This is a genomic window from Pedobacter soli (assembly GCF_900101435.1).
GTDB lineage: Bacteria > Bacteroidota > Bacteroidia > Sphingobacteriales > Sphingobacteriaceae > Pedobacter > Pedobacter soli.
In genome coordinates this window covers 203,089-227,060 of sequence record NZ_FMZH01000005.1, presented here as the reverse complement: position 1 = coordinate 227,060, position 23,972 = coordinate 203,089, and the positions used below count along the sequence as shown (strand labels likewise).

Below are 23,972 nucleotides of genomic sequence, written 5' to 3'. Positions count from 1 at the left end.
AAACAACATTTTTTGTGAAAACCAGCGAAATAAAAATAATTTCAAAAAAATAAATTTTAAAGGCAACCTTTTGTAATCGGTTACCGTAATGTGTTTTGAAAGGAGAACATGTGACCGCTAGTAGCGATACCGAACATACTATACAAAAGCATATTCAGGGCTGTATTAGAAATGATAGAGATAGTCAGAAAGCACTATACAAACATTTCTATAGCTTTGCTATGGGAATTTGTTTGCGATACACTAGCGATCGGCTGGATGCTGCGGGGATACTGAATGATGGCTTTTTTAAAGCATTTAAAAATATTTCAAAATACGAAACTTCTAAAGCGTTTATGCCCTGGCTTGGGCGGATTATAACCAATACTGCAATAGATTATTACCGTGCCAATTTAAAATTTGCCGATCATGTTGATATTCAGGATCACGAAAACATTGTGCAGGTAAGTTCTGTATACGATAAACTGGCCTATCATGATCTGCTGGCACTGGTGCAGAACTTGAGTCCGGCTTACCGAACGGTTTTTAACCTTTTTGCCATAGATGGGTACAGCCATGAAGAAATTGCCGAAATGCTGGAAATATCGGTTGGCACATCAAAATCGAATTTGTTTAAAGCCAGACAAAAATTACAGGAAATGTTAAAAGCTACCGAAGCGAAAACTTACGAGGTAAGAAATTCGGAAGTAGATAGAAACCTTTTACAGGTTAGGTTAAACACAAACATGCAATGAAAGAGGGAAAAGATATAGATAAATTGTTTAAGGACGGACTGGAGAACCCCGATCTGCCTTTTAATGATTTAGATTGGGATGATCTGGAGGAAAGATTGCATCCGAAACCAAAACGAAGGGTAATACCTGTGGTTTGGCTTGCTGCTGCGGCGGCAATTGCAGCGATGCTATTGATTGTATTTTTATTGGTAAAACCAACTGAAGGACCGGCTGGTGTTAATCCTTTAGTGAAAAACAGTGGGCGCGATAAAAACAAAGCTAATCCCGAAAATAATGCAACTAAGGTTACAGAAACACATTTAAAACCAAATGATCCGATAGTAAATACTGATCCGGCAGGGTTAGTGGCTAATAAAGCTAACAGGAACCCATTTGTACAGAGACCTGTCGGGAAAAATGTTTTGAGCGGAACAAATACGCCAAAGTTAGTTTTGGTGGATGCTGATCGCGCAAATTTATTGGCTGATATGGTTTATCAACCTGCGCTCCATACTGAATTTGATCCGGTAGCTTTTAAAGATCAAAAGCTGATTGCCTCTGTAGCTACCGGTAAGCCAGAGCGGATTAAGCAACCGGTTTTGAATAAAAAACCACGGTTGGTATTGAGTATTTTAGCTGCACCCGATTTAACGAGTGTGCAAAAATCGGGTATGAGCAGTTTAAGTGGTGGTTTTGGCGTAGAAGCAACTTATAGTTTAACCAAAAAACTCAGTATCACTACCGGGGCCACCTATGCTAAGAAAATTTACGATTCGGACTTTAGCTTGTATAAACCGAATAGCAATTACGTTTTTAAAATTATACCCTCAAATATCCATGCCAATTGTGATGTGATTGATATTCCTTTAAATGTTAACTATAAGGTTTTTGGGAACAGCCGGAATAGCATTTCGGTAAGTACCGGGCTTTCGAGTTACCTCATGCTAAAAGAGAAATACAGTTATAGCTACAATGGTGCTTACCAGGGACCGCAGGATTATGAAGTGAGGGGCCGCAACCAGCATTATTTAGGTATTGCCAATGTAGGTGTCGAATTTCAACACAAAATAAATAACAATTTAAGTATCAGCGCCAAACCATTCATGAAAATCCCGCTAACCGATATTGGTTATGGAAATTCACGCTTATCATCAACCGGCGTGGCCGTTTCGGTAAATATGAATTTGTTCGGAAAAGGAAATTAATCCTGTTTTATTGTCTTTGCTGCGGTAGCGGTACAAAATCTGTTTCGCCTGGTACAGGTTTGAAGCTTTGCTCCAGCCATTTTTGCTTAGCCTTTTCAATCAGCGCTTTATCCGATGCAACAAAATTCCAGTAAATGAAACGTTCTTCGGGGAAAGGCTCACCTCCAAAAATGTAAACGGTTGTGTTTTCGTGCAGTGTAAATTCACACAATTTGGCATCGTTGGCAATTAAAATCTGTCGTGGCTCAAAAATATGACCATCGCTTTCTATGGCGCCTTCTAAAATGTACAGGGCACTCTCGCCGAAAAGAGAATCGCCAATATTAACTTTTTGGCGGCTTGTACTTTTTAATTCTAGGAAATACAGCGGACTATAAACCGGAACAGGTGATTTGCGGCCAAAAGCTTCGCCCGCAATTAATTTAATCGCAACACCATCTTGTTCCCATGCGGGGATATCGGTTTCTTCGACGTGAAAAAACTCCGGATCCATTTGTTCAAGTGCTTTTGGCAAGGCTACCCAGATTTGTAAGCCATGTAGCATTTTATCGGTATGCCGTAAATATTCTGGTGTACGCTCCGAATGCACAATGCCACTTCCCGAAGTCATCCAGTTTACCTGGCCGGGTTTAATCACCACATCAGAACCCAGGCTATCTTTATGGGTAATTTCGCCCTCAAACAAAAAGGTAAGAGTAGAAAGGCCGATGTGCGGATGCGGCGGAACATCAAGGTTTTCATGATCGCTCATTGCTGCCGGGCCCATGTGGTCGATAAAAGAAAATGGACCAACCATTCTTTTCTCTCTGAAAGGCAGTAATCTGCCAACCATAAAATTGCCAATATTGGCCGGGCGTTCTTCGATAATGAGTTTAATGTTCGACATGATTATGGGGATTTTTGATGAGGTGAATTTACGGAAAAACGATGGAATTTGGAGGAGAATTATACATCTCTCGTCATTGGCGAGTTTATTTTCTTTTATAAAGATCAATGGATTCCTCCAGCTGAAAAAGCCTCCTCAAAATTACGGACCAGGCGATAGCATAACGATCTCCGTGGTTTCTGTGTTTTCCGAGGCTAAAAATCTGAGTGCTGTCAGATGTTGCCATTCGACAGATTTTATTAGCTTGATCTAATAGAACTGAGATGTGCCGGCTGGTAACAGCCGACACCACAGCCTAACAGTTGACAGCACAAAAAAAACACCCCTTTCGAGGTGCTTTTTTAAACTTAAAAAGAAAAAATAAAGCTTGTTATACCAATTGCATCAAAGCTTCTTTGCTAAAGCCTTTCAATTCTTCGGTGCGATTGTTTTTAATTTTTTCTACCCAATTCGGATCGGCTAAAAGCGGTCGGCCAACGGCTACGAGGTCAAAATCGCCGCGATCCATTCTGCGTACCAGTTCTTCTAAAGAGCTGGGTTGTGAGCTTTGGCCGGCAAAAGCGCCAAAGAAATCGCCATCTAAACCAACCGAGCCAACCGAAATGGTAGCTTTGCCGGTTAATTTTTTAGCCCAGCCTGCAAAGTTAAGGTCAGAACCTTCAAACTCTGGCTCCCAGAAACGGCGTTGCGAACAGTGGAAAATATCGATGCCGGCATCGGCCAGTGGCGTTAACCATTGTTCCATTTCCTGCTCGTTTTTGGCCAGTTTAAAGTCGTAAACTGCGGGTTTAAACTGCGATAAACGAATAATTACCGCAAAATCTTCACCAACTCTTTTACGTACTTCTTTAATTACTTCTACGCCAAAACGGGTACGCTCGGCTAAGGTTTTACCACCATAAATATCGGTGCGGTTGTTGGTTGCATCCCAGAAAAACTGGTCGATTAAATATTGATGTGCACCATGTATTTCAACAGTATCAAAACCAAGAGCTTTGGCATCAGCAGCTGCCTGCCCGAAAGCAGCAATGGTATCGGCAATGGCGGCATCTGTCATCGCTACGCCGTTTTCAAATCCCGGACTGTTAAAAGATGAAGGCCCTTCAAATGGAGCACTTGGTAGCCAACCAGAAGCATGATTGGCATGAATACCCTGGTGCCAGATTTGTGGTCCCATTTGCCCACCAGCACTATGCACTCCTTTAATTACATTTTCCCATCCTGCTAGTGCTTCGGTTCCATAAAAATGTGGAATGTTCGGATCGGCAGAAGAAGATGGCCTGTTAATTACCGTTCCTTCTGAGAGGATTAAGCCGACCTCACCAGCCGCTCTTTTGGTATAATAGGTGGCTACATCAGCTGTTGGTACGCCGCCCGGAGAAAATGAGCGGGTCATAGGAGCCATTACGATTCTGTTTTTTGTATTTAATGTTTTAAGGCTAAATGGCCTGAATAAACTATCTGTGTTCATATCCGTGGATTATAATGTTGAATTGATGATTTGACTTAACTTTTCTATACCTGCTTTATTGCGTTTGTAATAGGTCCATTGCCCAACACGGGTGGCGCATACCAGATCGGCACGTTGTAAAATAGAAAGGTATTCGGAAATGGTACTTTGAGATAAGCCCGCCTTATATTGAATTTGCCCCACGCAAACGCCAACGTTTTCAAAATCGGCATTAGGTTGTTCCGGGAAATTTTTCTCGGGTTCTTTTAACCAGTTTAAAATTTGCAAACGGGTTTTATTTGAAAGGGCTTTAAATATCTCTACCTGATCCATGATGCAAATGTATATCGACTTTTCCCGATATGCCAATTAAAAGATTGAAATTTACATTTGGATGTTTGATTCCGGGCATTTTAACCGCAGAGTGCACGGAGAAAGGCGCAAAGGTCGCAAAGCTGTTATGTCGTCATTCTGGCGCAGGGCAGAATCTCTGTTTTTTAACCACAGCGCACTCAGAAGAAGGCACTGAAGACACAGAGAAGGGAAGAACCAATTTCTTTAACATTAATTTAACTGCAGCGTGAGTAAAGAAGGACGCAAAGCTGTTATGCCGTCACCCTGGCGCAGGCCAGAATCTCTTGTTTTTAACCACAGCGTACACAGAGAAAGGCGCAATGGGCATAGAGTAGGTTGGAAGCAATTGCTTTTAGCACTAAATTTCAGGACTTACGACTCCTGACCTCCGACTATACCAGTAATTTCAAAATTGTGGGCAAAAAAGAACGGGGATAAATCATACCGACCTATCCCCGTCATCTAAATTAACGCTCTCATATATATAAACAACCAAAAGGGCGATTTATTATATAGCAGTGAAAATTTTTTTTATTTTTTTTCTGCAGCCTTCTTTGCAGCGGCTTTTGGCTTCTTCGGCGCAGCTTCAATGTCTGCAGCTGGCGCAGCCTTTTTGGTAGCAGGTGCTTTTGTTTTTTTAGGTTCAGCTTTATCAGCTTCTACTAGAGTTTCTTTCTTTTTAGCTAGTGCTTTAGCTTTTTTAACTTCAGCAACAGGTTCGGCTACCACTTCTTCTTTTACTTCTGCAGCTTTAGGAGTTGCAGTATTTTGTAAATAAATGGCCAGTAATTGTTTTAAATAAACATCCGGTTTGGGCATGTTGATTACCGTACCTGGTTCTTTATCCTGCGCTTGTTTAGTATAAGCCGATTTAATTTTGCCCCAGTCTTTTGAATAAAGTTTGATGAACATTTCTAAAAACTGTTCGTCTGTATATTTTTTAGGCAGCCTGCCCAGCACTGCCTGTATTTTTTCTTCTTTTCTATGTAATATCGCCATCGATTTTATTTTCTGCAAAGATAGCCGAATTTTATCATATTCAGGTTTTTGCTTTTTTAGGCCGAAATGCCAGGGTTAGCATTGGTTTCTTCTAATGTAACATCTTTTCTTCTGTTCTTTACCAAACGTTCGCGATGCTGCATACCCCATTCGCGCAGTTCGTTAATTACACTATCCAATGTTCCGCTGTACTCGGTTAACTCGTAAGTTACGGTAACAGGTGTGGTGTGGAACACTTTCCTAATTACAAACTCATTCAGTTCGAGTTCTTTTAATTCTTTCGAAAGGATTTTTGGGGTAATTTCTCCCAGTGATTTTTGAATTTCGTTAAAACGGAGCGGCCTTTCCTGCAAGCTCAAAATCAGGGGGAGCTTCCATTTACCGTTCAATACATAGAGCGCATCTTTTATTGCGTTCATGCTAGCGGTGCAGGCAGATTTATCGTGGTGTTTATCTTTTGGTCCCATGTTGCAAAGTTACATGCTTTCCTAAATGATACCGCTATCCTTTGGGAAAGTAGTATCATTTAGATAGTAAAAGTATCTAAGTTTGCCTCAAAAAAAATATGAACACAAAAGCAATTCAAATTACGTATTGGGTATCAACAGCATTGGTTGCGTTGATGATGGTTTTTTCAGCTTATTCCTATTTCACCAACCCGGAGGTTAAGCAAGGTTTTCAGCATGTAGGTTTTCCAGATTATTTCAGGATAGAATTGGGAATAGCGAAATTGTTGGGAGCCATTATTTTATTGCTACCGGTAAAAGGTTTGATTAAGGAGTGGGCTTATGCCGGGTTTACAATTGTATTTATTTCGGCATGTATTGCGCACCTGGCTTCGGGCGATACAATTGGTCACGCCAGTGCACCCTTGATTTTTTTAGTGGTTTTAGCCGTATCTTATTTTGCTTATCATAAAGGTAAGCGTCAAACTAATAAAACGATTTAGATTGTATTGCAACAAATTAATGATGAAATATAAACTCTCGGGTTTTTATTTTATTTTGGGTTTGATATGAAAATCTATACCAAATATTCGGCCCTCGCTTTATTTGCTTCGATGGCCTTTTTTACTGCATTTAAAGATGGTGGTAAACCACAAAAGAAGGAGGTTAAAGCAGACCAGCGACCAAATATCATCGTCATTCTTGCCGATGATCTGGGGTTCTCGGATATCGGTTGCTATGGTGGTGAAATTAAAACGCCAAATATTGATTATCTGGCCAGTCAGGGCATTCGTTTTAGAAATTTCTATAATACTTCGCGTTGTTGCCCCACACGAGCTGCGCTCCTAACCGGCCTTTACAATCACAATGCAGGCATTGGCGAAATGACCCAGGATCGCAATATTGAGGGGTATCGCGGCGCTTTAACCAAAAATGCGGTTACCCTTGCCGAGGTTCTAAAAGATGCTGGTTACCGTACGGCCATGTCGGGTAAGTGGCATGTTTCAAACACAGTTGAGCAGCCTACACCTCAGGCACAGCAGGATTGGTTAAACCATAAAACCAGTTTTCCGTTGTTTTCGCCGATTGACCAATACCCAACCAACCGGGGGTTCGAAAAGTTTTTTGGTACGCTTTGGGGCGTGGTCGATTTTTTTGATCCTTTTAGTCTGGTGAGTGGCACTACGCCAATAACCGAGGTGCCCAAAGATTATTACCATACCGATGCCATTAATGATACGGCTTCAACCTATATCCGCGAATTTAGTAAAGGCGATAAGCCATTTTTCTTATACGTAGCCGAAAATGCACCGCATTGGCCATTGCAGGCAAAACCAGAAGATATTGCCAAATATAAAGATACCTATAATGTGGGCTGGGATGCCATTCGCGAAGCCCGTTACAAAAGAATGGTGGCTATGGGTTTAATCGACCCTAAAACAGCCCCGCTTTCGCGAAGAAAGAGCAGCGTGAACTGGGAAAATAACCCAACCAAACAGTTCGATGAAATGGCCATGGCCGTGCATGCAGCCATGATTGACCGCATGGACCAGGGTATTGGACGGATTATTAAAACTTTAAAGGAAACCAACCAGCTGGATAACACTCTGATTGTATTTTTAAGTGATAATGGCGCAAGTCCGGAAGATGCCATGCGTTATGGCCCCGGTTTCGACAGGCCAAGTCAAACCCGCGCCGGCGAAAAAATTGCTTACCCCATTTATAAAAAAGTAATGCCCGGCCCGCAAACCAGTTATACCTCTATCGGCCCCATTTGGGCTAATGTAGCCAATACGCCTTATCAGTTGGCTAAAGCGCAATCATATGAGGGTGGTGTACATACACCAATGATTGCTTTCTGGCCTAAGGGGATTACTGCTAAGAAGGGAAGTTACAGCGATCAGGTTGGTCATGTAATGGATTTTATGCGCACTTTTGCCGAGCTTGGAAAAGCCAGTTATCCAACCCAGTATAAAGGCAATACCATTAAGCCTATGCAGGGTGCCAGTTTAGTGCCTGCGCTTAAAGGAAAGCAAGTTGTAGGGCACCATGAATTATTTAATGAGCACTTTAATGCACGTTATGTACGTGCGGGCGATTGGAAACTGGTTAACCTGGCCGGTGATTCGACCTGGCATTTGTACAATATTAAAAACGATAAAACCGAATTAAAAGATCTGGCTAGCCAAAACCCTGATCGCGTAAAGGCATTAAATGCCAAATGGCAGGCCTGGGCAAAAGAAAACCATGTGCTGCCGAAAAAATAGCCATTAAATATTAATTTAGCGATAAGAGGCTGGAAAGCATTGACCCATATCCGGTTAATCCTTCCAGCCTTTTTGCATTTTCTTATAGGCTTTTTTGCTGATTTTAGATCTCTTTTTTGATCGCGATTTCCCTTTCTTCTTCCGTGCGTTAATGTTGTTTACCAGCGAATTTTTAACACCAAGTTTATTTTTCTTAAGTTTCTTTTTGCCCTTTTTCTTTGCTTTTGCCATAATGTATTGAATTGCTGTGCTTATTCAACATGAAATCAGTAAAAAAGTTCCGGCAAAGTGGTAGGTGAGCTTTTTAACAAAGTAGTTTGAGCTATGTAGCAAAGCGCTTCAGTCATAATCGATCTACCTTTGAGTTAAATAAAAACAGAAAGAATATGAAAATTTGGTTTATAACAGGTAGTGCCCGTGGTTTGGGTCGTAACCTAACAGAAGCAGTTTTAGAACATGGCGATAAAGTTGCCGCAACAGCAAGAAATATAAATGCGCTACAAGATCTGGTTGAAAAATACCCCGGTCAGGTTTTGCCTATCCAATTAGATGTAACCGATTACGATCAGGTTCATTTGGCAGTTGAATCGGCAATAACACATTTTGGCCGGATTGATGTACTGGTAAACAATGCGGGTTTTGGTATTGTAGGTGCCGCCGAAGCATTTACCGATGAGCAGGTGAGAAGTCAACTGGAAACCAACCTCTACGCACCCATTGAAATTACAAGAGCAGTTTTACCTTTTATGCGTAAACAACGTTCGGGTCGTATTTTACAAATCAGCTCAATAGGTGGCCGTGTAGGTAATGCGGGTATTGGTATTTATCAGGCAGCAAAATTTGGATTGAGTGGCTTTAGCGAAGTACTGGCCAAAGAAGTGGTTGATTTTGGGATTTACGTAACCAGTGTAGAACCTGGTGGTTTCAGAACGGATTGGGCCGGCGATTCAATAACTTATGCCGCGCATATTGAAGGTTACGAAAAAGTAGAACAAAGGGCTGAATATTTTAAAAACGGAGGGTTTGTACCCATGGGCGATCCGGCAAAAGCAGCCAAAGTAATGTTGGATTTAGTGGATAGCCCGGAACCTCCTGTACATCTGGTTTTGGGAAGCGAAGCTATTGGCATGTTAAAAAATGCAGATGAAGCGCGCACTGTCGAAATGGAAAAATGGATGGCCGTAAGTATATCAACCGATCACGATGAAGCCAATAATTTCCTCACTTCAGATTTAGGTAAAAGCTTTTTAAAAAGGTAGGCAGAATAGGTTGAACACAGGTATGGCCCAATAGCTGTGTTCTGCTTTAAAATCCGGTTCTAAAGCTGCAATTGCTTTTTTTATTTTATAAATTTGATTACATGCAAGCAAACAAAAAGCCCAATATCCTTTACTCTTGTTATTCGCAAAAAAATAGCGAAGGAGAGCAGTTTATTGCCCAGCATAATTTAGGTTTCATGATTTCGGGGAGCTCGGAGCATTTTATTGGTGGTGAAAAATTTGTTTTCAAACCCGGCGATTTTCGTTTTTTTAAAAGGAATCAGTTAACCAGGTGGACTAAATTTCCGCCGGCAGGAGGCGAGTACCGGTCTATTTCTATTTCGATAGATCAGGATACACTGCATAGCATTAGCGAAGAGTACAACCTTAAGGCTACGGGCTTGGATAATGGACCAGGGGCGATGCTACTGGCACCCAATAACCTGTTAAAGAATTATATCGATTCTTTAGGACCTTATTTGGATGGCAATAACCAATTTAACAAAGGCTTAACCAATTTAAAGGTTAAGGAAGCGGTAATGGTACTGCTCGAAACCAATCCGGAATTAAAAAACGTACTATTCGATTTTTCTGAACCCGGAAAGCTGGATCTGGAGGCCTACATGAATGAACATTATAAGTTTAATGTAGATATTAACCGTTTTGCTTACTTAACAGGCCGAAGTCTGGCTGCTTTTAAGCGCGATTTCCAGAAGATTTTTAATACTTCGCCTAACCGTTGGTTACAGCAAAAACGCCTTGCCGATGCACATTACCTGATCAGCGAAAAGGGCTGGAAATCATCAGACGTATACCTGGAAGTGGGGTTTAAAGATTTATCGCATTTTTCTTTCGCCTTTAAAAAAGCTTATGGTGTTGCGCCATCGAGGATTGGTGCAATAGCCTGAGAAGGCTAATATCGCGGATTTAGGAAGAAAAGGCATAACAAACAAAAAGCACCTGTCAGTTACGACCGGTGCTTTAAGAAAAATAAAAAAAGTATTATTTGCTTACCATGGTTAAAATACTGCTCGTTGTAAAAGTGGTTGCTGCGGTACCTTTGGTATAGGTTGCACCAGTGTACAAACCATAGAAATTCGATCCACCACTTACGCTACCTCCGGTATAAATTGAATAGGTAGTTCCCGCTGCCAGGGTTGGGCTGCTAAATAACATGGTCATTTTTGAATACGCTCGTGGTATTACAAAAGTAAAAATATCTGTTCCTGTTGCCGATTCTACATGAACAAGCTGGTTTGCAGTTGCTGAGCTGGTAAATATTACTGCACGTTGTGTTGTTACACTGGTGGTTGGGTTGCTGGTTGCCCCGCCCACACCAATTAATGTTCCACCGGTAATTTTAAACTGGTTGTTGTCGCAATCGAAGCCCTCTTCGGGTGCTGTTGATCCTGAAGATACAATTAATCCGCCGGTAATTGTTAAAGTTCCGTTCGAATCTATCCCGTCATTAGTGGTGCTGTAGGCGTAAATGTTACCGCCATTAATTACAATTTGTGTCGTGGCATTAAGGCCATCGTCGTATGCTACAGATTGCACTGTGCCACCGTTAATGGTTAAAATGCTCTTGCTTTCTATACCTTCTGCTTCAACACCAGTAGTTTTAACACTTATGTTTCCGCCATAGATGGTTAGGTTGCCATCACTTTTAATCCCTTTTGCGGAGGTATCGTCGCTACCATAGGTAAATTTGCCACCAGTGGTTGATACATTTATGGTTCCATCATTAATAACCAGTGTACCATCAACATTAATGCCCTTACCACCTGTTCCGGTACTGGTGATGTTAACCGTGCCTTTATCCATTTTGAAATTACCGCCTGCTTTTATACCTGCAGCAGATGAAATATCTTTATCATCGGTATCGTAAAATGCAGCGCCAGAGGTGGTAATGCTCGCATTCGCATTGGTGATGGTAAAATCTTTGCCGCTGCTGAGGCCCTTAGCACCTTTACCCGAAACGTTTACCTTAATGGCATCGGTACTGTTGATAATTGTGGCGCCTTCGCTTTTTATGCCCATTGCTTTTTCGCCGGTGGTAGTTACGGTTAGTGTGCCGCCATTTATTTTAACTGATGGATCGATGCTTGTATCGGTTCCCTCGTACGAAGCTACCAGACCATCATCTACACTGTTGATGGTGATTGAACCGGCAGTAGTTTGCAAATAACCTTCCTCTACTTCTATGCCGTCTCCGGCTGAGGTAATGTCCAAAGAACCACCTTCCATCAGAAAATAATCGTTGGCATGAATTCCATCAGAAACTGCACCCGTAATGGATATCGTTCCCCCCTGTATGTCTACGTAATCATCGCTGCAGATGGCGTGTTTGTAATTACCTTTAACAATTAAGCGGCCATTACCTGTCAGAATGAGCTGTCCGTTACTGAAAAAAGTACCTTTCATATCTTCCGATCCGTTAGCGGTGTAGGTGGTGCCATCAATTAACCGGTTGGTAGTGCCTCCGACCAAGGTAACGGTTGCTTTTTTGCCCGATTGGATATTAATTGCCGGCCCATTAGTACTCAATATATCTGCGCCGTTTAAGATCAATCCGAATTTATAATCGCTGTATATTTTTACCGATCCACTGGTTGTACTGCCCGAAACCACATAGTTTAATTCTGTACCAGAGAGGGTAGAGGTGATGATTACCACCCCATTGCTATTCAAAATGGTAACCCCGCTGTTGGCATAAGGATTGGTAATTGTAGCCACGTTATTGGCATAAGCAATGGTTATGGCATTAGCTACCGTGGTATCTTTGCTGTTGGTAACAATGGTGCCGTAAGTTACGGCTGTTTCGGTTGTGGTGGTGGTTTCTTCGTCGCTACTGCTTTTTTTACAGGCAAACAAACAGGTTAATGCCACGCAACAGGTTAAGGCGGGTAAAAGTTTAAATATCCTCATCTTTTAAAATCGTTAATAAAACGGGATGAATTTATCGCGATTGCCTGCGCCGAAATGTTAAGACTCTACGAATGGTTAATTTGAGTCGATAAATATAAGAGTGGGTTGGTTTTAAGGGGCAATTAGAAACAAAAAAAGCATCAAAACTGATGCTTTAAAATAAGTTAAACTTTTTTTGGTGGAAGATCGAAGGCAATGGCTTCATGCTCGAAATGATCTTTGTGTGAGCCATCGCAAAAAGGTTTATTTTTTGATAAGCCACAGCGACAGATTGATACTACTTCTCTACCTTGTAAGCCATAAGTATTTCCGTTTCTATCTACAATTTCGAAATCGCCTTCTATTTTAACGGAGCCATTATTGTTAATGGTAAGTTTTGTTTTAGACATGTGTTTTGTTAGTTTGCTGCAAAGCTAAAACATACTTCCCGCAATCTGAGATCTGTTTTCTATTTAGAAACATTCTCTGGTTCGCCATCTTCTACCTTTTTAATCACATAGGCAGTCATTTCGGTTCTAATCTTAAAGCCTAGTTTCTCATATAGTTTGATGGCGCCCAGATTGTCGTTTTTAACATGTAAAAAAGGAATTTCTTTACGGTTAAGTATCCTGCGGATCTGTTCCTGTAAAATTTTAAAGGCGTGCCCTTTCCCTAAATGATCGGGATGAGTGCAAACTGCACTCACTTCGCGGTATGGGGCAGGGAAGAACCTGTGGCCTGCCATGGCGATTAATTGGTTTTCGGCAAATATACCGGTGTAGTTACCCAATTCGATTGTTTTGGACAAAAACGGGCCTGGTTTGGTAAGCTCAACCAATGCTGCCATTTCGGTAATGTGGCTGTGGTTAAGGTCTGCCAGCTCTTTATTTGCACCTTCTGTTACATTCGGGCCCTCATAAACCAACTGAAACATGTCAATTTGCAACAGTAGCGTCCACGGGGCGGCTATTGTTAAAGGTGTTTTTGAAAAGACTACAAACAGGCTATCTGGCTCACTGATCTCGTAAAGCGTTTGCAGGTTTTCTGCGGAATTATCTTTTAAGCCTGCAAATGCAGCAATATCTTTCAGGTAGTATTTAACCTCATCAGTACCTTTTGCAAAATGCCCATGCGCAGTATTTAAGGCATGAAATATTGGGTTATCTAACAGGTGTTCCATGCAACAAAGATATTCAATTGGCTATTAAATTCTTGTTGAGCTGGGACAAATACCTATGGTGTCGTGTACTACGAATGTAAAAATGATTCGATTAAACCTGCGGTAAATCCGAGTGTTTTTGGATCGATATCAGGCGCGCATATTTCGCCAATCATGCTTCCATGTATACCTGGTAAAATTACGAGGCGCGAATTTTTAATCAATCTAGATGTTTTAACCAGATGTTCGGGAGTAATCACGTCGCGATCGGCCAGCATTAACAGAGCCTCAGCTTTAATTCCGGCAATTTCATCATCACTGAGGTCGACGAAGTTCATCATACGCTGTTTATCTTTCTCAAACATATTTTGCAATCCGGCAGGATCGGGGTCCAGCTCCAGATAGGACTTTTTCAGGCCTTCGGGCATGTGGTCTAAAGTTGCTGCACCGAAACCATCATAAAAACCATCTATTAATCCTGTTTTTTGATAATTGGCAGAAATGACCACGATTTTATTTACCACAATAGGATAACGCACCGCAATGTGCAGTGTTGTGGTGCCCCCGTTGCTAAAGCCGAGAAAATTTGCTTTTGCAATATCCAATTGCTCGAGTAAGGTAACTACATCATTCGCATCCTGTTCAAAAGATTCGGGTGCATCGCGGTCGCTGGTACGTCCGTGCGCCTGCAATTCTACAGCAATCAATTTATTGTTTTGGGCCAGATAAGGAATAAAGTTGCCAAAGTTGGATGGGATGGTAGAGCCTCCACCATGAATCAATACCAAAGGAATTTCACCTTCGCCATAAATCTCGTAATACATACTGATCCCGTTAACGGATTTTGTACCAGCTGTTTTTTCAATTTCCATATCTTTATGATTTACTTAGCCATTTTAACCTGCCAGTGAGCATTTATTTATAAATTTAGCATAAGTAAGCCATTAAATTGTAGAAAGTTCTGGATATTGTTAAGTATATCGCCCGAAATGTAGCCGTTTACCTGTTGCTAGCCATCATCACTTATCTGATGCTGATTGGCATTATCCGTTATTATCCGCTGCGTGATGATATTGGCTTTTTGCAGTTTAAACAAGAATACCTGGATATTCTACCCTGGAAAATTGCTTTTTACACGCATGTGTTTACCATTATTTTCGCCCTGTTGGCTGGCTTCACCCAGTTTTCGACAACGATATTGGCTAAACATAAAAGGTTGCACCGCATAATGGGCAAAATTTATGTTTACGATATTTTTCTGAACTTCCCGGTGGCTTTTGTGATGGGGATTTATGCCAATGGCCTTTTACCTACCAAAATGGCTTTTATCCTGCTAGATTGTTTGTGGTTTTGGTTTACTTATAAAGCGGTGGTTGAGATTCGGAGCGGCCATGTTTCTGCGCACAAGGAATTCATGATCCGCAGTTATGCACTAACCTTATCGGCTGTTTCGTTAAGGTTTTGGAAAATCGTTATTTTAAGTTTTGTACAGGTAGATCCTTTACCACTTTATATGATTAATGCCTGGCTGGGTTTTGTGCCTAATTTGTTGTTTGCTGAATGGCTGATTCGATCAAGGAGGCGAAAACTAACGTTCAAAACGAATATTGTACAAGATTAAAGCGGCAATAGCACTAAAAATAACAATGCTGCTCAATATAAAAACACCGATAGAAATGGCAGTTACATACTGATTATTACTTGCAATTAGCTTTTTTCGTGTAAGCGTTGTGATAAAAGCTGCGGCCAGCAAGGAAATAAGTGCTGGAATAACAATAAAAACGAAGATAAGTTCCATAAGCGTTAATTTTTTGTACTAAAATAACGATTAATTTATTAGTTGAGATCAGGCTGAACAAAAAAGCATCAATCGCTTGATTGATGCTTTGTATTTAGTTGGGACGAATTAAATTAAAGTGTAAACTGAATTTGTTGCACCAGGTAAGCTTTCCCAAATTTTTGAGGATTATGCGTAACTGTTGCTTTAATGGCCTTCCACTTTGGTTTTAACTTCCAGTCGGCACGTATTTCTTTAACATTCTGCCAGATTTCTTCCAACTGCCCTGCTACAGTATTGTTGGCAGCATTCAATTGTAATTTATCGGGAATAAAATAATAATCGTTTCCTGTTTTGTTTAATCTGATCGTTGGTCCGCCTGGTACGTAAGATACAATCAGCTGGATATCGAAAGATTCAGTTCCTTTGTATTGTTCCTTACTCGTAATTCTTAAAAATTCAAAAGAATCAGACGAGCTATCTTGCGGAGGATCGTCGTCATGGTGAAATTTTGCCCTTACCCGATAACTAAAGCCAGGTTCTCTTTGTTCAAAACCAGCCAGATAGGCGCCGGCAGGAACATTTTCGGGCAGCTTAATTAAAATATCTTTTTCAGCGCCATAGCGGTGATCGACCAGTAATTCAACTTCCTGGCCGTTTTTTAAGTTATGCGGCCCGTAACTGGGGTCTTTTTTGCACGATAAAAAAGAAAGGGTCAATAAAAACAAGGCAAGTTTTCTCATAAAAGCTTTGATGTGGTTTTGGTTAATTTAGTTTTCTTAAGGAAACGATAAAGTTTAGGGAAACGCTACATTTTATCTTCTAAGAGATGTTTTTCGGTCTTTTTATAGCATTAAATCGGTATTATTTATTTATTGGAGGACTCAAAAAATCAAGAATAACCTTATTCAGATCATCTGGTTTTTCAAAAGGAACGTAATGTGTTGCATTGGGAATGATTTGTAACTGAGACTTGCTAATGTTAGCCGCAATTAATCTCGTATGCGCTGGCTTAATAACATCATCACTTCCTGCAATAACCAATACAGGATTGGCAATCTGCTGCAGCTGTTTTGTTGTGATATGGGGCTGTTCCAGAATCAGACTAATTAAATGGGAGTTTTTTGGTGGGCTTTGGGCCTTAAGCTGATTGCTGAAAGCGGTGAGTAAACTATCTGCTACGCCCGATGGATCGAGGTTTGAACCAATGGTTACGATATTGTTTACCAGTTCCGGATGGGTAATATTGAAGCTTAGCGCAGTATTGCCGCCATCACTCCAGCCAACAATATTTACTTTTTTCAGCTCCATTGCTGTAAGTACCTTATACAGATCATTGGCAAAGCCATCGTAACTATAAGCTCCTGAAGATAAATCTGTACTTCTGCCCTGACCTCGCGTATCGATCGCAATTACCCTGAAATGCTTTGCAAAAACAGGAATTTGCTGATAGAAATCTGCTATACTTCCGTTATTGCCATGCAAAAGTACCAGGGGCTCTCCTTTACCATATTCTTCTGTGTAAATTCTGGCATCTCCCAGGTCAATATATTTGCCATTTTTGTTTTTACCATATCCACTTTGTTGGGCAGCCTGCTTGTAACGGTAATAATTGGTCAGTGCAGTTATCTCTGGCTTTTCAACTGTTAAAGGCTTTTCAGCCAGCCCTGGTTTGTCTGCTTCCTTGCTGTATTTAAGATCTAAATTGGCGATGAAAGTTCCGGCATTACTTTCCCAGTTTCCCTGACTTTGGTATCTGAACAGCAAATCTTTAGCTACCGTTTTCTTTGCCGAAACACCAAAAACAAAATTATTGCTGCTATCTGGTACATAGGTAACCAGTTGCAGGGTCACAGCGATCTTATCCAGACCATCAAAATTGAGCTGATGAGCTGCAAGGTCTATATGTTGCCAGCCAGTAGTGGTGGTACGATAAGTGATGTTTTTACGTAAAACATTACTGTCTGGTAAATTATTTTTTACGGTATAAACATTAAGCTTTAAGGTGATCGCAGAAAACCTTGAGCTGGGCATGATATAGAAATTATAGGCTTTAAGCACCGTCCGGTTGTATATTTCGAAGATATTTCCCTGTTCTATGCTTGGAACGTTCTTATCGAACATTTTAGAAAAAGTAATCATGGGTCTGGATTGCTGCCCTACAATCCGTTCTTTCAATTTCGTTCCTTTGATAAGCACTTCGGCCATATCAAATATCTTTTCTTTGAGTGTAACGACGATACCCGGTTTAAGTTCATTTTGCTGAACCTGCCGATCCATAAAACCGATGGCACTGAATGTTACACTACTGCCGGCAAGACTATCGGGGATAACCAGTTTGAAAGAACCGTCTTCACCTGCAACAGTAGCAACCCTGCTATTTTTAATTCCTATTGAACAATAGGAGATAGGATGTTGCTGAGTATCTTTGATGCTACCGGTTAAAATATATTGTGCCGTGGCATTGAATAATGTAAATAAGGCTGCAAAAGTTAAAAACAGCCTTTTAAAACAGTAAGGGATCTTTATCATATACCGCAAAGACGATGCAGCCGGCTAAGTAGTTGCATAACCTAAGGGGTTTTAGATTCAACAGTTCAGGAATAGCTTTATTCAGAGCGCTTTAGTTTTGCCTGCTCTTTAGCGATAAAATATTCAAATATTTATCAATGCGCCTCTTGTTTTGCTGTTGCAACAGGGCGGGATAGATGTTCATCAGGATATTCACCAAAGTCATTACCACCGCAAAAAGGTACAAACCTTTAAATATTTTAATAAAAATAAACACAGACATAAAACCAAAAGCCAGTAAATGGTTAAGCTCAGCCAGGTTCATTTCTTTTCTGTATTCATTTAACTCGCTGACCCTGATTTTTTTCTTCATAGAGAGCTTAGGGTTGAAAAATTTAAAGAAAGAATGCAAAATGATATATTTAAATACATTCAGTCCCAATAATTTGTTAACCTTCTCATTTTTTATGAAGTTAAGGTGCGTTATGCGCGGATGGTATAAATTCATTTTTGTGAAGAAGGCATTCAATAACATGCCGGCAATCCAGGAAATAAAAGCAATAGAGAAACTGAAAGTGATTTGTTTGATGAGCATAATGGTCGGTTTTCCTGTCGATAAATCAGGGATGCTAAAATACAAGACACTTTTTATCTTTTAACAATGCTGATTGTAATTTCGAAAAATAAATAGCAGGTATTAAACCTACACTTCAGGGGTAAATGTTTATTAACTTATTTTTTGCGGTATCAGTCTTTCACTTGAATGCAGATTAGAATTATTTGCTAAATTAGCTAAAAACTAGACTATGAAATTCTTAATTACTTTGATCATTTGCCTGGCCTGCTATTCGAGCCACGCACAAACTGCCAAAGAGCTCGTTGGAAAATGGAAACTTGTAAAGCAAACCAATAACGGCATCGTATCTACCCCCGAAAATACCTATCAGGTTTTTAGTGAGGATGGGGTATTTAATGGGATTAATGGAGATAAATCCAGAAAGGGGAAATGGAAATTATCGGCCGATAATAAACAATTAACCATTAAAATCAGTGTGGTTTCAATCGCTTTCTCAGTTGATTATTTCGATGCCAAAAAACGCATTATAAGCAGCAATAAAACAGGCACCCTGGAATATGAAAAAGTTACTGAATAGTTAACGGATAAATCGCTTGTAAAACGGGGAAGAGATATATGAGCAGGTTGTGCCAGGCTTGCAGCGAAACGTTTGATGACTTTCGCCGAAATCCTCATTTAAATCTTGTAAATAAAAAAAGCCTGCAAATTTTAAATTTGCAGGCTTTTTTTATTTGTATTCGTAGCCCGTAGGGGAATCGAACCCCTGTTTCCAGAATGAAAATCTGGCGTCCTAACCCCTAGACGAACGGGCCATTATTAATAAAAGAGTGTCTTTTCAACTCCTTTGGTAGCGGGGACACGACTCGAACGTGCGACCTTCGGGTTATGAGCCCGACGAGCTACCAACTGCTCCACCCCGCACTCTATTTTTTCGCCCCAAATATCCGTTTGAGGGAGTGCAAAAGTAGAATTTATTTTTGAAAATACAAACCCTTTCAAGAAAAAAATCGAATTAAAATTTAATTGTCTGGCTTCCTTTGTTTTTAAAACAAGGCTAAATAATTTAAAATGAATAGCTTAAAGCCTGTTAAGTCGATTAAAATATTTTTCACTTTTTTAAGCAAAATTATTTTACTTGAAAACATTTGGAATATTCGCTATTGCTTCGTTTCTTTGTTTAAAATTAGTCTAAATAAGAATAACTCATTTCTCTTCTGTCTTTAGACTTCAATTTTTATCTCAATATATATTTGGTTAGTTATGTTGATTAAAAGACCTGTTTACCCGCATTGTTATCTGATGCGGGTAAATCAGGCGCAAAAAATAGTCTAGTTTAATACATTTAGGATCAAAACATCAAATCTTTGATGGCTTTAGTAATTCTAAAGAAAAATTTTTTGATTGCTGTTAGCGCTTCGTGGTGGCATTGGAGTCAGTTTTTTTATTATTGGCTAATCTTTAGCAACCGTTATTTTTGCTGAAATCGCGTTTAAAAAGTATCCTGCTATTTTGTTCAATGTAGTCGCCTGATAGAATCAGATAGGGATGATTAGGAGAATACCCTGCGCTGCGACTTCTAATAATTATTCTGTCATTAACTTTCAGGCTTTTTAATTGCTGAAAATCCTTAGGGATAAATTGCATCATGTATTGTTCGCTGTCAATTCTGACTATAAGCCATTTTGGTCCTGATTTTACATTTGCACGCTGAAAAGTAACTGAGGTTACCACAGCCTCCATATTGGCAAAGTCATTTATGTATTTCTTTATTTTATCATGACTTGCGCGTACTTTTTTGCCTTCAGGTGAAATCTCCCATTTTTTGAACTTTATACCGTCAGGTGATGCCTCCCATTTTTTTCTGGCCTCCAGGAGTGCTTTCTTTTCGTTAATAGATAACAGCCTCGGTGATCTTTCGGTTCTAAATTCACGATTGGCGAATAAGACTCCGCTCACTACAACCAGCGAGAGGATCATCGCATAGATTACATTTTTTTTATTTTTCATATCCTTTGAAATTGATTGAACAAATCTACCCTGATGCTTTCCGGACTGCACGGTTTGGACTGTAAATAAAAATGTAAATTTTGTAAATAAATTATAAATAGCAGTGGAATTGCCTGTTTCAGTGGGTGGAGGAGATTTAGCAAATCGCCATAAACAACAAAAGCGACCATTTCTGATCGCTTTTTGTAGCCCGTAGGGGAATCGAACCCCTGTTTCCAGAATGAAAATCTGGCGTCCTCACCCCTAGACGAACGGGCCATTTTTTAGAGTGTCTTTCAACTCTTTTGGTAGCGGGGACACGACTCGAACGTGCGACCTTCGGGTTATGAGCCCGACGAGCTACCAACTGCTCCACCCCGCACTCTATACAACTCGTTTTTTCTCTTGAATTAAATCCTTAACCCTGTTTCCGAATTGGAATGCAAAGATATAATTCGTTTCTTTGTACTGCAAATTTTTTTTAAAAAAATATTTCAATGACGCATAAAGCAGGTTTTGTTAGTATAGTAGGTAAGCCCAATGTAGGTAAATCTACCTTGATGAATGTGCTTGTAGGCGAGCGACTTAGTATTATTACCCCTAAGGCTCAAACCACAAGACACCGTATTTTAGGAATTGTAAATGAAGCAGAATATCAGATTGTTTTTTCTGATACTCCAGGGATAATTAAGCCAAAATACAGTTTACAGGAGAGTATGATGAGCTTCGTTAACGGCTCATTAACCGATGCTGATGTGCTTTTATTTGTAACTGATATTAATGAATCGCATGATGAAGACGATGTTTTGGATAAAATTTTAAATAAAGATATTCCAACAATTGTCTTAATTAATAAGATAGACCAGGCTACACAAGAGCAGGTGGATGAGAAAATTGCTTACTGGAACGAAAAATTAAAGCCAGTTGCCATTTATGCCATTTCTGCTTTGCATAAACACAATGTGGATGGTTTGCTTGACCGCGTTTTGGAAATGTTGCCAGAGCATCCACCATATTACGATAAGGAAGATTTAACCGACCGTTCTGAGCGTTTCTTTGTTTCAGAAATCGTACGCGAGAAGATCTTTTTAAACTATCAGAAAGAAATTCCTTATAGTACAGAGGTAATTGTGAAGAGTTTTAAAGAAGAACCTCTTAAAAATGGTAAGGGTTTAATGGTACGCATCAGTGCCGAAGTTGTGGTAGAGCGCGATTCGCAGAAGAATATCCTGATTGGTACTGGTGGCAGTATGTTAAAGAAAGTTGGTACTGAAGCCAGGCTCGAAATCGAAAAGTTTTTAGATGCCAAAGTATTTCTGGAGCTGTTTGTTAAGGTGATCCCGGATTGGAGAAGTAAAAAGAACTACCTGAAAAGTTTCGGATACGATAATTAATTTCGATTTTTAAGGATGAAGAAAAGCATAACGATCTTGTTGTTATTCGTAAGCGCTGTGGTTGTTGCCCAGGAATCGAATAACGGTAAAAAATTGTGGGCCAAATCAATCCTGAACGAAAAAGCGCCCGAACTGGTAGTAGAAAAATGGATTTCGAAACAGCCCGATACCAAAGGTAAATTTGTATTGATTGATTTTTGGGCAACCTGGTGTGGTCCGTGCAGGGCGTACATCCCTTCGTTAAACGATATGCAAAAGAAATATGCCGATAAAGTAGTAATTATCGGGGTTTCTGATGAGTCTGCTGAAAAAGTGGAAGCTTTTAATAATCCGAAAATTAACTATTCCGAAGCAATTGATACCAAAGGCACAGTGAAAAATCAGCTGGAAGTTAAAGGTATTCCGCACGCGATTTTAATCGATCCGAAAGGGATTGTGCGTTGGGAGGGTTTTCCATTGCTAAAGGATAACGAACTTACTGAAGAAGTACTGAAAGGACTTTTAGAAAAGTATAAAAATTAATATCACTGAGGTTACGAAAATTAACCGTACCTTTGCAGCCCGAAATAAATCGGTTAGTAGTTGATAGTCAATGGCTGATAGCCAAATAGTTTAAGCAGCGGCCTAAACACAACGACCATTAACTATAAGCCATTAACTATCAAAAGAACACCCATGAGTAATATTATAGCCATCGTAGGCAGGCCAAACGTAGGCAAGAGCACCCTTTTTAACCGGTTAACCGAAAGCCGTAAAGCCATTGTTGATGACATGAGCGGAGTAACCCGCGACAGGCATTACGGAGTGGGTGAGTGGACTGACAAACAGTTTACCGTAATTGATACAGGTGGTTATGTAGCCAATTCGGAAGATGTTTACGAAGCCGCAATCCGCGAGCAGGTATTAATTGCCATTGAAGAAGCCAGTGTGCTGATTTTTATGGTTGACGTAACTACAGGCATTACCGATTTAGACGACGATATTGCTCAGGTATTGCGCAGAAGCGATAAACCGGTTTTTGTTGCTGCAAATAAAGTAGATAACACCGCGTTATACAACGAAATCCATACTTTTTATGGTTTTGGTTTAGGTGAGGTTTATCCGCTGTCATCAATGACGGGCTCCGGAACGGGAGAGCTGCTGGATGAAATCATTAAAAAATTTGACGATACTCCGGAGGAAGAAAGCCAGTTGCCGAAAATTACCATTGCAGGTCGCCCGAATGTGGGTAAATCTTCTTTGGTTAATGCTTTAATCGGTAAAGAAAGAAATATTGTTACCGCCAATGCGGGTACTACGCGCGATTCGATTAAAATTCACTACAACCAGTTTGGCCATGAGTTTATGTTAATTGATACTGCGGGATTACGTAAGAAAACCAAGGTGAAAGAAAATCTTGAGTTTTATTCGGTAATGCGTACCATCAAAGCTTTGGAAGAAGCAGATGTGGTAGTATTGATGATCGATGCGCAGGAAGGTCTCGAGAGTCAGGATATCAATATCTTCCACCTGGCCGAAAAGAATAAAAAAGGTATTGTAATTCTGGTTAATAAATGGGATTTGATTGAAAAGAATACCAAAACCATGAAAGCTTTCGAAGATGAGATTAAAGAGCGTATCCGTCCGTTTACCGATGTGCCAATCATTTTTACTTCGGTACTGAATAAACAGCGTATTTTTAAAGCTGTTGAAGCTGCTTTAGAAGTATATCACAACAGAGGCAAAAAGATTCCTACTTCTAAGTTAAACGATGTTATGCTGCCTTTGATCGAGAGTTACCCGCCACCGGCATTAAAAGGCAAGCACATCAAAATCAAATACATTACACAGATTAACGGAACATCGCCAATGTTTGCTTTCTTCTGTAATTTGCCGCAATACATTAAAGATCCTTATAAACGTTTTATCGAAAATAAACTGAGAGAGAATTTTGATTTCGCGGGTTCACCTATCCAGATTTTCTTCAGACAGAAGTAATTTAAGCAGGTTTAAAGGCGTAAGGTTTAAAGCCGAAACATCAAACCATAATATTTAAAACAGGGCTACATTCCATAGTGAATTAGCCCTTTTTTTATTTTTGCT

Annotated in this window: 26 protein-coding genes and 4 tRNA genes; 11 read left to right on the top strand and 19 right to left on the bottom strand. The window is 40.2% G+C overall.

The features are described from left to right. Positions 1-95: 95 nt before the first annotated feature. Positions 96-734 (top strand): RNA polymerase sigma factor, encoded by a 639-nt coding sequence (locus tag BLR37_RS12965; RefSeq protein ID WP_244154656.1) that lies wholly within the window; start codon positions 96-98, stop codon positions 732-734. Then, entirely contained in the window at positions 731-1,918 is a 1,188-nt protein-coding gene (locus BLR37_RS12960) for a hypothetical protein (RefSeq protein WP_090769177.1), read from the top strand. The genes BLR37_RS12965 and BLR37_RS12960 overlap by 4 nt, the downstream gene beginning before the upstream one ends. A 7-nt stretch (positions 1,919-1,925) precedes the next feature. On the opposite strand, the gene BLR37_RS12955 is transcribed toward BLR37_RS12960, so the two are convergent. The 5 genes from BLR37_RS12955 to BLR37_RS12930 all read right to left on the bottom strand — a co-directional run bounded on the left by BLR37_RS12955 (position 1,926) and on the right by BLR37_RS12930 (position 6,074). Beyond that, positions 1,926-2,804, bottom strand: a complete 879-nt coding sequence (locus tag BLR37_RS12955; protein ID WP_090769175.1) for a pirin family protein — start codon at positions 2,802-2,804, stop codon at positions 1,926-1,928. A gap of 370 nt (positions 2,805-3,174) precedes the next feature. Beyond that, a complete protein-coding gene (locus tag BLR37_RS12950) occupies positions 3,175-4,275 on the bottom strand; it encodes an NADH:flavin oxidoreductase (protein ID WP_090769174.1) in 1,101 nt (366 codons plus the stop codon). A 9-nt stretch (positions 4,276-4,284) separates the two neighbouring features. After that, on the bottom strand, positions 4,285-4,587 hold the full coding sequence (locus tag BLR37_RS12945; protein ID WP_090769173.1) for an ArsR/SmtB family transcription factor: 303 nt from the start codon (positions 4,585-4,587) through the stop codon (positions 4,285-4,287). Between the two features lie 552 nt (positions 4,588-5,139). Further along, complete coding sequence (locus BLR37_RS25515) at positions 5,140-5,607, bottom strand: hypothetical protein (protein ID WP_208599655.1); 468 nt, start codon at positions 5,605-5,607, stop codon at positions 5,140-5,142. Positions 5,608-5,663: 56 nt separating this feature from the next. After that, the gene (locus BLR37_RS12930; RefSeq protein ID WP_090769169.1) at positions 5,664-6,074 is read right to left on the bottom strand and encodes a winged helix-turn-helix transcriptional regulator; all 411 of its coding nucleotides are present in this window, start codon (positions 6,072-6,074) and stop codon (positions 5,664-5,666) included. A gap of 98 nt (positions 6,075-6,172) precedes the next feature. Here BLR37_RS12930 and BLR37_RS12925 point away from each other — a divergent pair, with 98 nt between their 5' ends. Both BLR37_RS12925 and BLR37_RS12920 read left to right on the top strand, forming a co-directional pair. Beyond that, positions 6,173-6,556, top strand: a complete 384-nt coding sequence (locus tag BLR37_RS12925; RefSeq protein ID WP_090769167.1) for a DoxX family protein — start codon at positions 6,173-6,175, stop codon at positions 6,554-6,556. Positions 6,557-6,622: 66 nt separating this feature from the next. Next, entirely contained in the window at positions 6,623-8,320 is a 1,698-nt protein-coding gene (locus BLR37_RS12920) for an arylsulfatase (protein WP_090769165.1), read from the top strand. A 54-nt stretch (positions 8,321-8,374) separates the two neighbouring features. On the opposite strand, the gene BLR37_RS25350 is transcribed toward BLR37_RS12920, so the two are convergent. Next, positions 8,375-8,551: a hypothetical protein gene (locus BLR37_RS25350; RefSeq protein ID WP_167356601.1), complete on the bottom strand. Its 177-nt coding sequence runs from the start codon at positions 8,549-8,551 to the stop codon at positions 8,375-8,377. A 155-nt stretch (positions 8,552-8,706) separates the two neighbouring features. Between BLR37_RS25350 and BLR37_RS12915 the strand changes: the two genes are divergently transcribed. After that, entirely contained in the window at positions 8,707-9,579 is an 873-nt protein-coding gene (locus BLR37_RS12915; RefSeq protein ID WP_090769163.1) for an oxidoreductase, read from the top strand. Positions 9,580-9,680: 101 nt separating this feature from the next. Then, positions 9,681-10,487, top strand: coding sequence for a helix-turn-helix domain-containing protein (locus BLR37_RS12910; RefSeq protein ID WP_090769161.1), 807 nt, complete (start codon positions 9,681-9,683; stop codon positions 10,485-10,487). 94 nt (positions 10,488-10,581) lie between these two features. On the opposite strand, the gene BLR37_RS12905 is transcribed toward BLR37_RS12910, so the two are convergent. From BLR37_RS12905 to BLR37_RS12890, 4 genes are all read right to left on the bottom strand, one after another. Continuing rightward, the gene (locus BLR37_RS12905) at positions 10,582-12,507 is read right to left on the bottom strand and encodes a carbohydrate-binding domain-containing protein (protein WP_090769160.1); all 1,926 of its coding nucleotides are present in this window, start codon (positions 12,505-12,507) and stop codon (positions 10,582-10,584) included. Positions 12,508-12,671: 164 nt separating this feature from the next. Continuing rightward, positions 12,672-12,896 carry a CDGSH iron-sulfur domain-containing protein gene (locus BLR37_RS12900; protein WP_039472820.1) on the bottom strand — a complete coding sequence of 75 codons (225 nt, stop codon included), beginning with the start codon at positions 12,894-12,896 and terminating at the stop codon, positions 12,672-12,674. 59 nt (positions 12,897-12,955) lie between these two features. After that, positions 12,956-13,666, bottom strand: a complete 711-nt coding sequence (locus BLR37_RS12895) for a GNAT family N-acetyltransferase (protein ID WP_090769158.1) — start codon at positions 13,664-13,666, stop codon at positions 12,956-12,958. 68 nt (positions 13,667-13,734) lie between these two features. Beyond that, positions 13,735-14,517 (bottom strand): alpha/beta fold hydrolase, encoded by a 783-nt coding sequence (locus BLR37_RS12890; RefSeq protein ID WP_090769156.1) that lies wholly within the window; start codon positions 14,515-14,517, stop codon positions 13,735-13,737. A 134-nt stretch (positions 14,518-14,651) separates the two neighbouring features. Between BLR37_RS12890 and BLR37_RS12885 the strand changes: the two genes are divergently transcribed. Next, entirely contained in the window at positions 14,652-15,266 is a 615-nt protein-coding gene (locus BLR37_RS12885; RefSeq protein ID WP_244154655.1) for a DUF2306 domain-containing protein, read from the top strand. Here the strand turns inward: BLR37_RS12885 and BLR37_RS12880 are convergent. From BLR37_RS12880 to BLR37_RS12865, 4 genes are all read right to left on the bottom strand, one after another. After that, positions 15,234-15,443: a hypothetical protein gene (locus BLR37_RS12880; RefSeq protein WP_090769152.1), complete on the bottom strand. Its 210-nt coding sequence runs from the start codon at positions 15,441-15,443 to the stop codon at positions 15,234-15,236. The two genes, BLR37_RS12885 and BLR37_RS12880, sit on opposite strands and share 33 nt — an antisense overlap. 113 nt (positions 15,444-15,556) lie before the next feature. After that, complete coding sequence (locus tag BLR37_RS12875) at positions 15,557-16,165, bottom strand: hypothetical protein (RefSeq protein ID WP_090769150.1); 609 nt, start codon at positions 16,163-16,165, stop codon at positions 15,557-15,559. 121 nt (positions 16,166-16,286) lie between these two features. After that, positions 16,287-17,954, bottom strand: a complete 1,668-nt coding sequence (locus BLR37_RS12870; RefSeq protein WP_090769148.1) for an alpha/beta fold hydrolase — start codon at positions 17,952-17,954, stop codon at positions 16,287-16,289. A gap of 91 nt (positions 17,955-18,045) precedes the next feature. After that, the gene (locus tag BLR37_RS12865) at positions 18,046-18,528 is read right to left on the bottom strand and encodes a glycosyl-4,4'-diaponeurosporenoate acyltransferase CrtO family protein (RefSeq protein ID WP_244154654.1); all 483 of its coding nucleotides are present in this window, start codon (positions 18,526-18,528) and stop codon (positions 18,046-18,048) included. A gap of 211 nt (positions 18,529-18,739) precedes the next feature. Here BLR37_RS12865 and BLR37_RS12860 point away from each other — a divergent pair, with 211 nt between their 5' ends. Next, a complete protein-coding gene (locus BLR37_RS12860; protein ID WP_039472843.1) occupies positions 18,740-19,087 on the top strand; it encodes a lipocalin-like domain-containing protein in 348 nt (115 codons plus the stop codon). Positions 19,088-19,250: 163 nt separating this feature from the next. Here the strand turns inward: BLR37_RS12860 and BLR37_RS12855 are convergent. The 5 genes from BLR37_RS12855 to BLR37_RS12835 form a co-directional block, all read right to left on the bottom strand. Next, positions 19,251-19,322: transfer RNA gene (locus BLR37_RS12855), tRNA-Glu, on the bottom strand. A 33-nt stretch (positions 19,323-19,355) separates the two neighbouring features. Beyond that, a tRNA-Met gene (locus tag BLR37_RS12850) sits at positions 19,356-19,431 on the bottom strand. Positions 19,432-19,968: 537 nt separating this feature from the next. Beyond that, positions 19,969-20,517 carry a hypothetical protein gene (locus BLR37_RS12845; protein ID WP_090769146.1) on the bottom strand — a complete coding sequence of 183 codons (549 nt, stop codon included), beginning with the start codon at positions 20,515-20,517 and terminating at the stop codon, positions 19,969-19,971. 186 nt (positions 20,518-20,703) lie between these two features. Further along, positions 20,704-20,775: transfer RNA gene (locus tag BLR37_RS12840), tRNA-Glu, on the bottom strand. 27 nt (positions 20,776-20,802) lie between these two features. Beyond that, positions 20,803-20,878, bottom strand: a tRNA-Met gene (locus tag BLR37_RS12835). A 115-nt stretch (positions 20,879-20,993) separates the two neighbouring features. Between BLR37_RS12835 and era the strand changes: the two genes are divergently transcribed. The 3 genes from era to der all read left to right on the top strand — a co-directional run bounded on the left by era (position 20,994) and on the right by der (position 23,867). Beyond that, a complete protein-coding gene (gene era, locus BLR37_RS12830) occupies positions 20,994-21,890 on the top strand; it encodes a GTPase Era (protein WP_090769144.1) in 897 nt (298 codons plus the stop codon). Positions 21,891-21,905: 15 nt separating this feature from the next. Beyond that, positions 21,906-22,412 carry a TlpA family protein disulfide reductase gene (locus tag BLR37_RS12825; RefSeq protein WP_090769142.1) on the top strand — a complete coding sequence of 169 codons (507 nt, stop codon included), beginning with the start codon at positions 21,906-21,908 and terminating at the stop codon, positions 22,410-22,412. A 153-nt stretch (positions 22,413-22,565) separates the two neighbouring features. Beyond that, on the top strand, positions 22,566-23,867 hold the full coding sequence (gene der / locus BLR37_RS12820; protein ID WP_090769140.1) for a ribosome biogenesis GTPase Der: 1,302 nt from the start codon (positions 22,566-22,568) through the stop codon (positions 23,865-23,867). Positions 23,868-23,972 lie beyond the last annotated feature (105 nt).

What these genes read in the sequence shown, in the direction of transcription:
- BLR37_RS12960 (WP_090769177.1), top strand. Translation starts at nt 731, where the DNA reads ATGAAAGAGGGAAAAGATATAGATAAATTGTTTAAGGACGGACTGGAG.
- BLR37_RS12955 (WP_090769175.1), bottom strand. Translation starts at nt 2,804, where the DNA reads ATGTCGAACATTAAACTCATTATCGAAGAACGCCCGGCCAATATTGGC.
- BLR37_RS12950 (WP_090769174.1), bottom strand. Translation starts at nt 4,275, where the DNA reads ATGAACACAGATAGTTTATTCAGGCCATTTAGCCTTAAAACATTAAAT.
- BLR37_RS12945 (WP_090769173.1), bottom strand. Translation starts at nt 4,587, where the DNA reads ATGGATCAGGTAGAGATATTTAAAGCCCTTTCAAATAAAACCCGTTTG.
- BLR37_RS25515 (WP_208599655.1), bottom strand. Translation starts at nt 5,607, where the DNA reads ATGGCGATATTACATAGAAAAGAAGAAAAAATACAGGCAGTGCTGGGC.
- BLR37_RS12930 (WP_090769169.1), bottom strand. Translation starts at nt 6,074, where the DNA reads ATGGGACCAAAAGATAAACACCACGATAAATCTGCCTGCACCGCTAGC.
- BLR37_RS12925 (WP_090769167.1), top strand. Translation starts at nt 6,173, where the DNA reads ATGAACACAAAAGCAATTCAAATTACGTATTGGGTATCAACAGCATTG.
- BLR37_RS12920 (WP_090769165.1), top strand. Translation starts at nt 6,623, where the DNA reads ATGAAAATCTATACCAAATATTCGGCCCTCGCTTTATTTGCTTCGATG.
- BLR37_RS25350 (WP_167356601.1), bottom strand. Translation starts at nt 8,551, where the DNA reads ATGGCAAAAGCAAAGAAAAAGGGCAAAAAGAAACTTAAGAAAAATAAA.
- BLR37_RS12915 (WP_090769163.1), top strand. Translation starts at nt 8,707, where the DNA reads ATGAAAATTTGGTTTATAACAGGTAGTGCCCGTGGTTTGGGTCGTAAC.
- BLR37_RS12910 (WP_090769161.1), top strand. Translation starts at nt 9,681, where the DNA reads ATGCAAGCAAACAAAAAGCCCAATATCCTTTACTCTTGTTATTCGCAA.
- BLR37_RS12905 (WP_090769160.1), bottom strand. Translation starts at nt 12,507, where the DNA reads ATGAGGATATTTAAACTTTTACCCGCCTTAACCTGTTGCGTGGCATTA.
- BLR37_RS12900 (WP_039472820.1), bottom strand. Translation starts at nt 12,896, where the DNA reads ATGTCTAAAACAAAACTTACCATTAACAATAATGGCTCCGTTAAAATA.
- BLR37_RS12895 (WP_090769158.1), bottom strand. Translation starts at nt 13,666, where the DNA reads ATGGAACACCTGTTAGATAACCCAATATTTCATGCCTTAAATACTGCG.
- BLR37_RS12890 (WP_090769156.1), bottom strand. Translation starts at nt 14,517, where the DNA reads ATGGAAATTGAAAAAACAGCTGGTACAAAATCCGTTAACGGGATCAGT.
- BLR37_RS12880 (WP_090769152.1), bottom strand. Translation starts at nt 15,443, where the DNA reads ATGGAACTTATCTTCGTTTTTATTGTTATTCCAGCACTTATTTCCTTG.
- BLR37_RS12875 (WP_090769150.1), bottom strand. Translation starts at nt 16,165, where the DNA reads ATGAGAAAACTTGCCTTGTTTTTATTGACCCTTTCTTTTTTATCGTGC.
- BLR37_RS12870 (WP_090769148.1), bottom strand. Translation starts at nt 17,954, where the DNA reads ATGATAAAGATCCCTTACTGTTTTAAAAGGCTGTTTTTAACTTTTGCA.
- BLR37_RS12865 (WP_244154654.1), bottom strand. Translation starts at nt 18,528, where the DNA reads ATGCTCATCAAACAAATCACTTTCAGTTTCTCTATTGCTTTTATTTCC.
- BLR37_RS12860 (WP_039472843.1), top strand. Translation starts at nt 18,740, where the DNA reads ATGAAATTCTTAATTACTTTGATCATTTGCCTGGCCTGCTATTCGAGC.
- BLR37_RS12845 (WP_090769146.1), bottom strand. Translation starts at nt 20,517, where the DNA reads ATGAAAAATAAAAAAAATGTAATCTATGCGATGATCCTCTCGCTGGTT.
- era (WP_090769144.1), top strand. Translation starts at nt 20,994, where the DNA reads ATGACGCATAAAGCAGGTTTTGTTAGTATAGTAGGTAAGCCCAATGTA.
- BLR37_RS12825 (WP_090769142.1), top strand. Translation starts at nt 21,906, where the DNA reads ATGAAGAAAAGCATAACGATCTTGTTGTTATTCGTAAGCGCTGTGGTT.
- der (WP_090769140.1), top strand. Translation starts at nt 22,566, where the DNA reads ATGAGTAATATTATAGCCATCGTAGGCAGGCCAAACGTAGGCAAGAGC.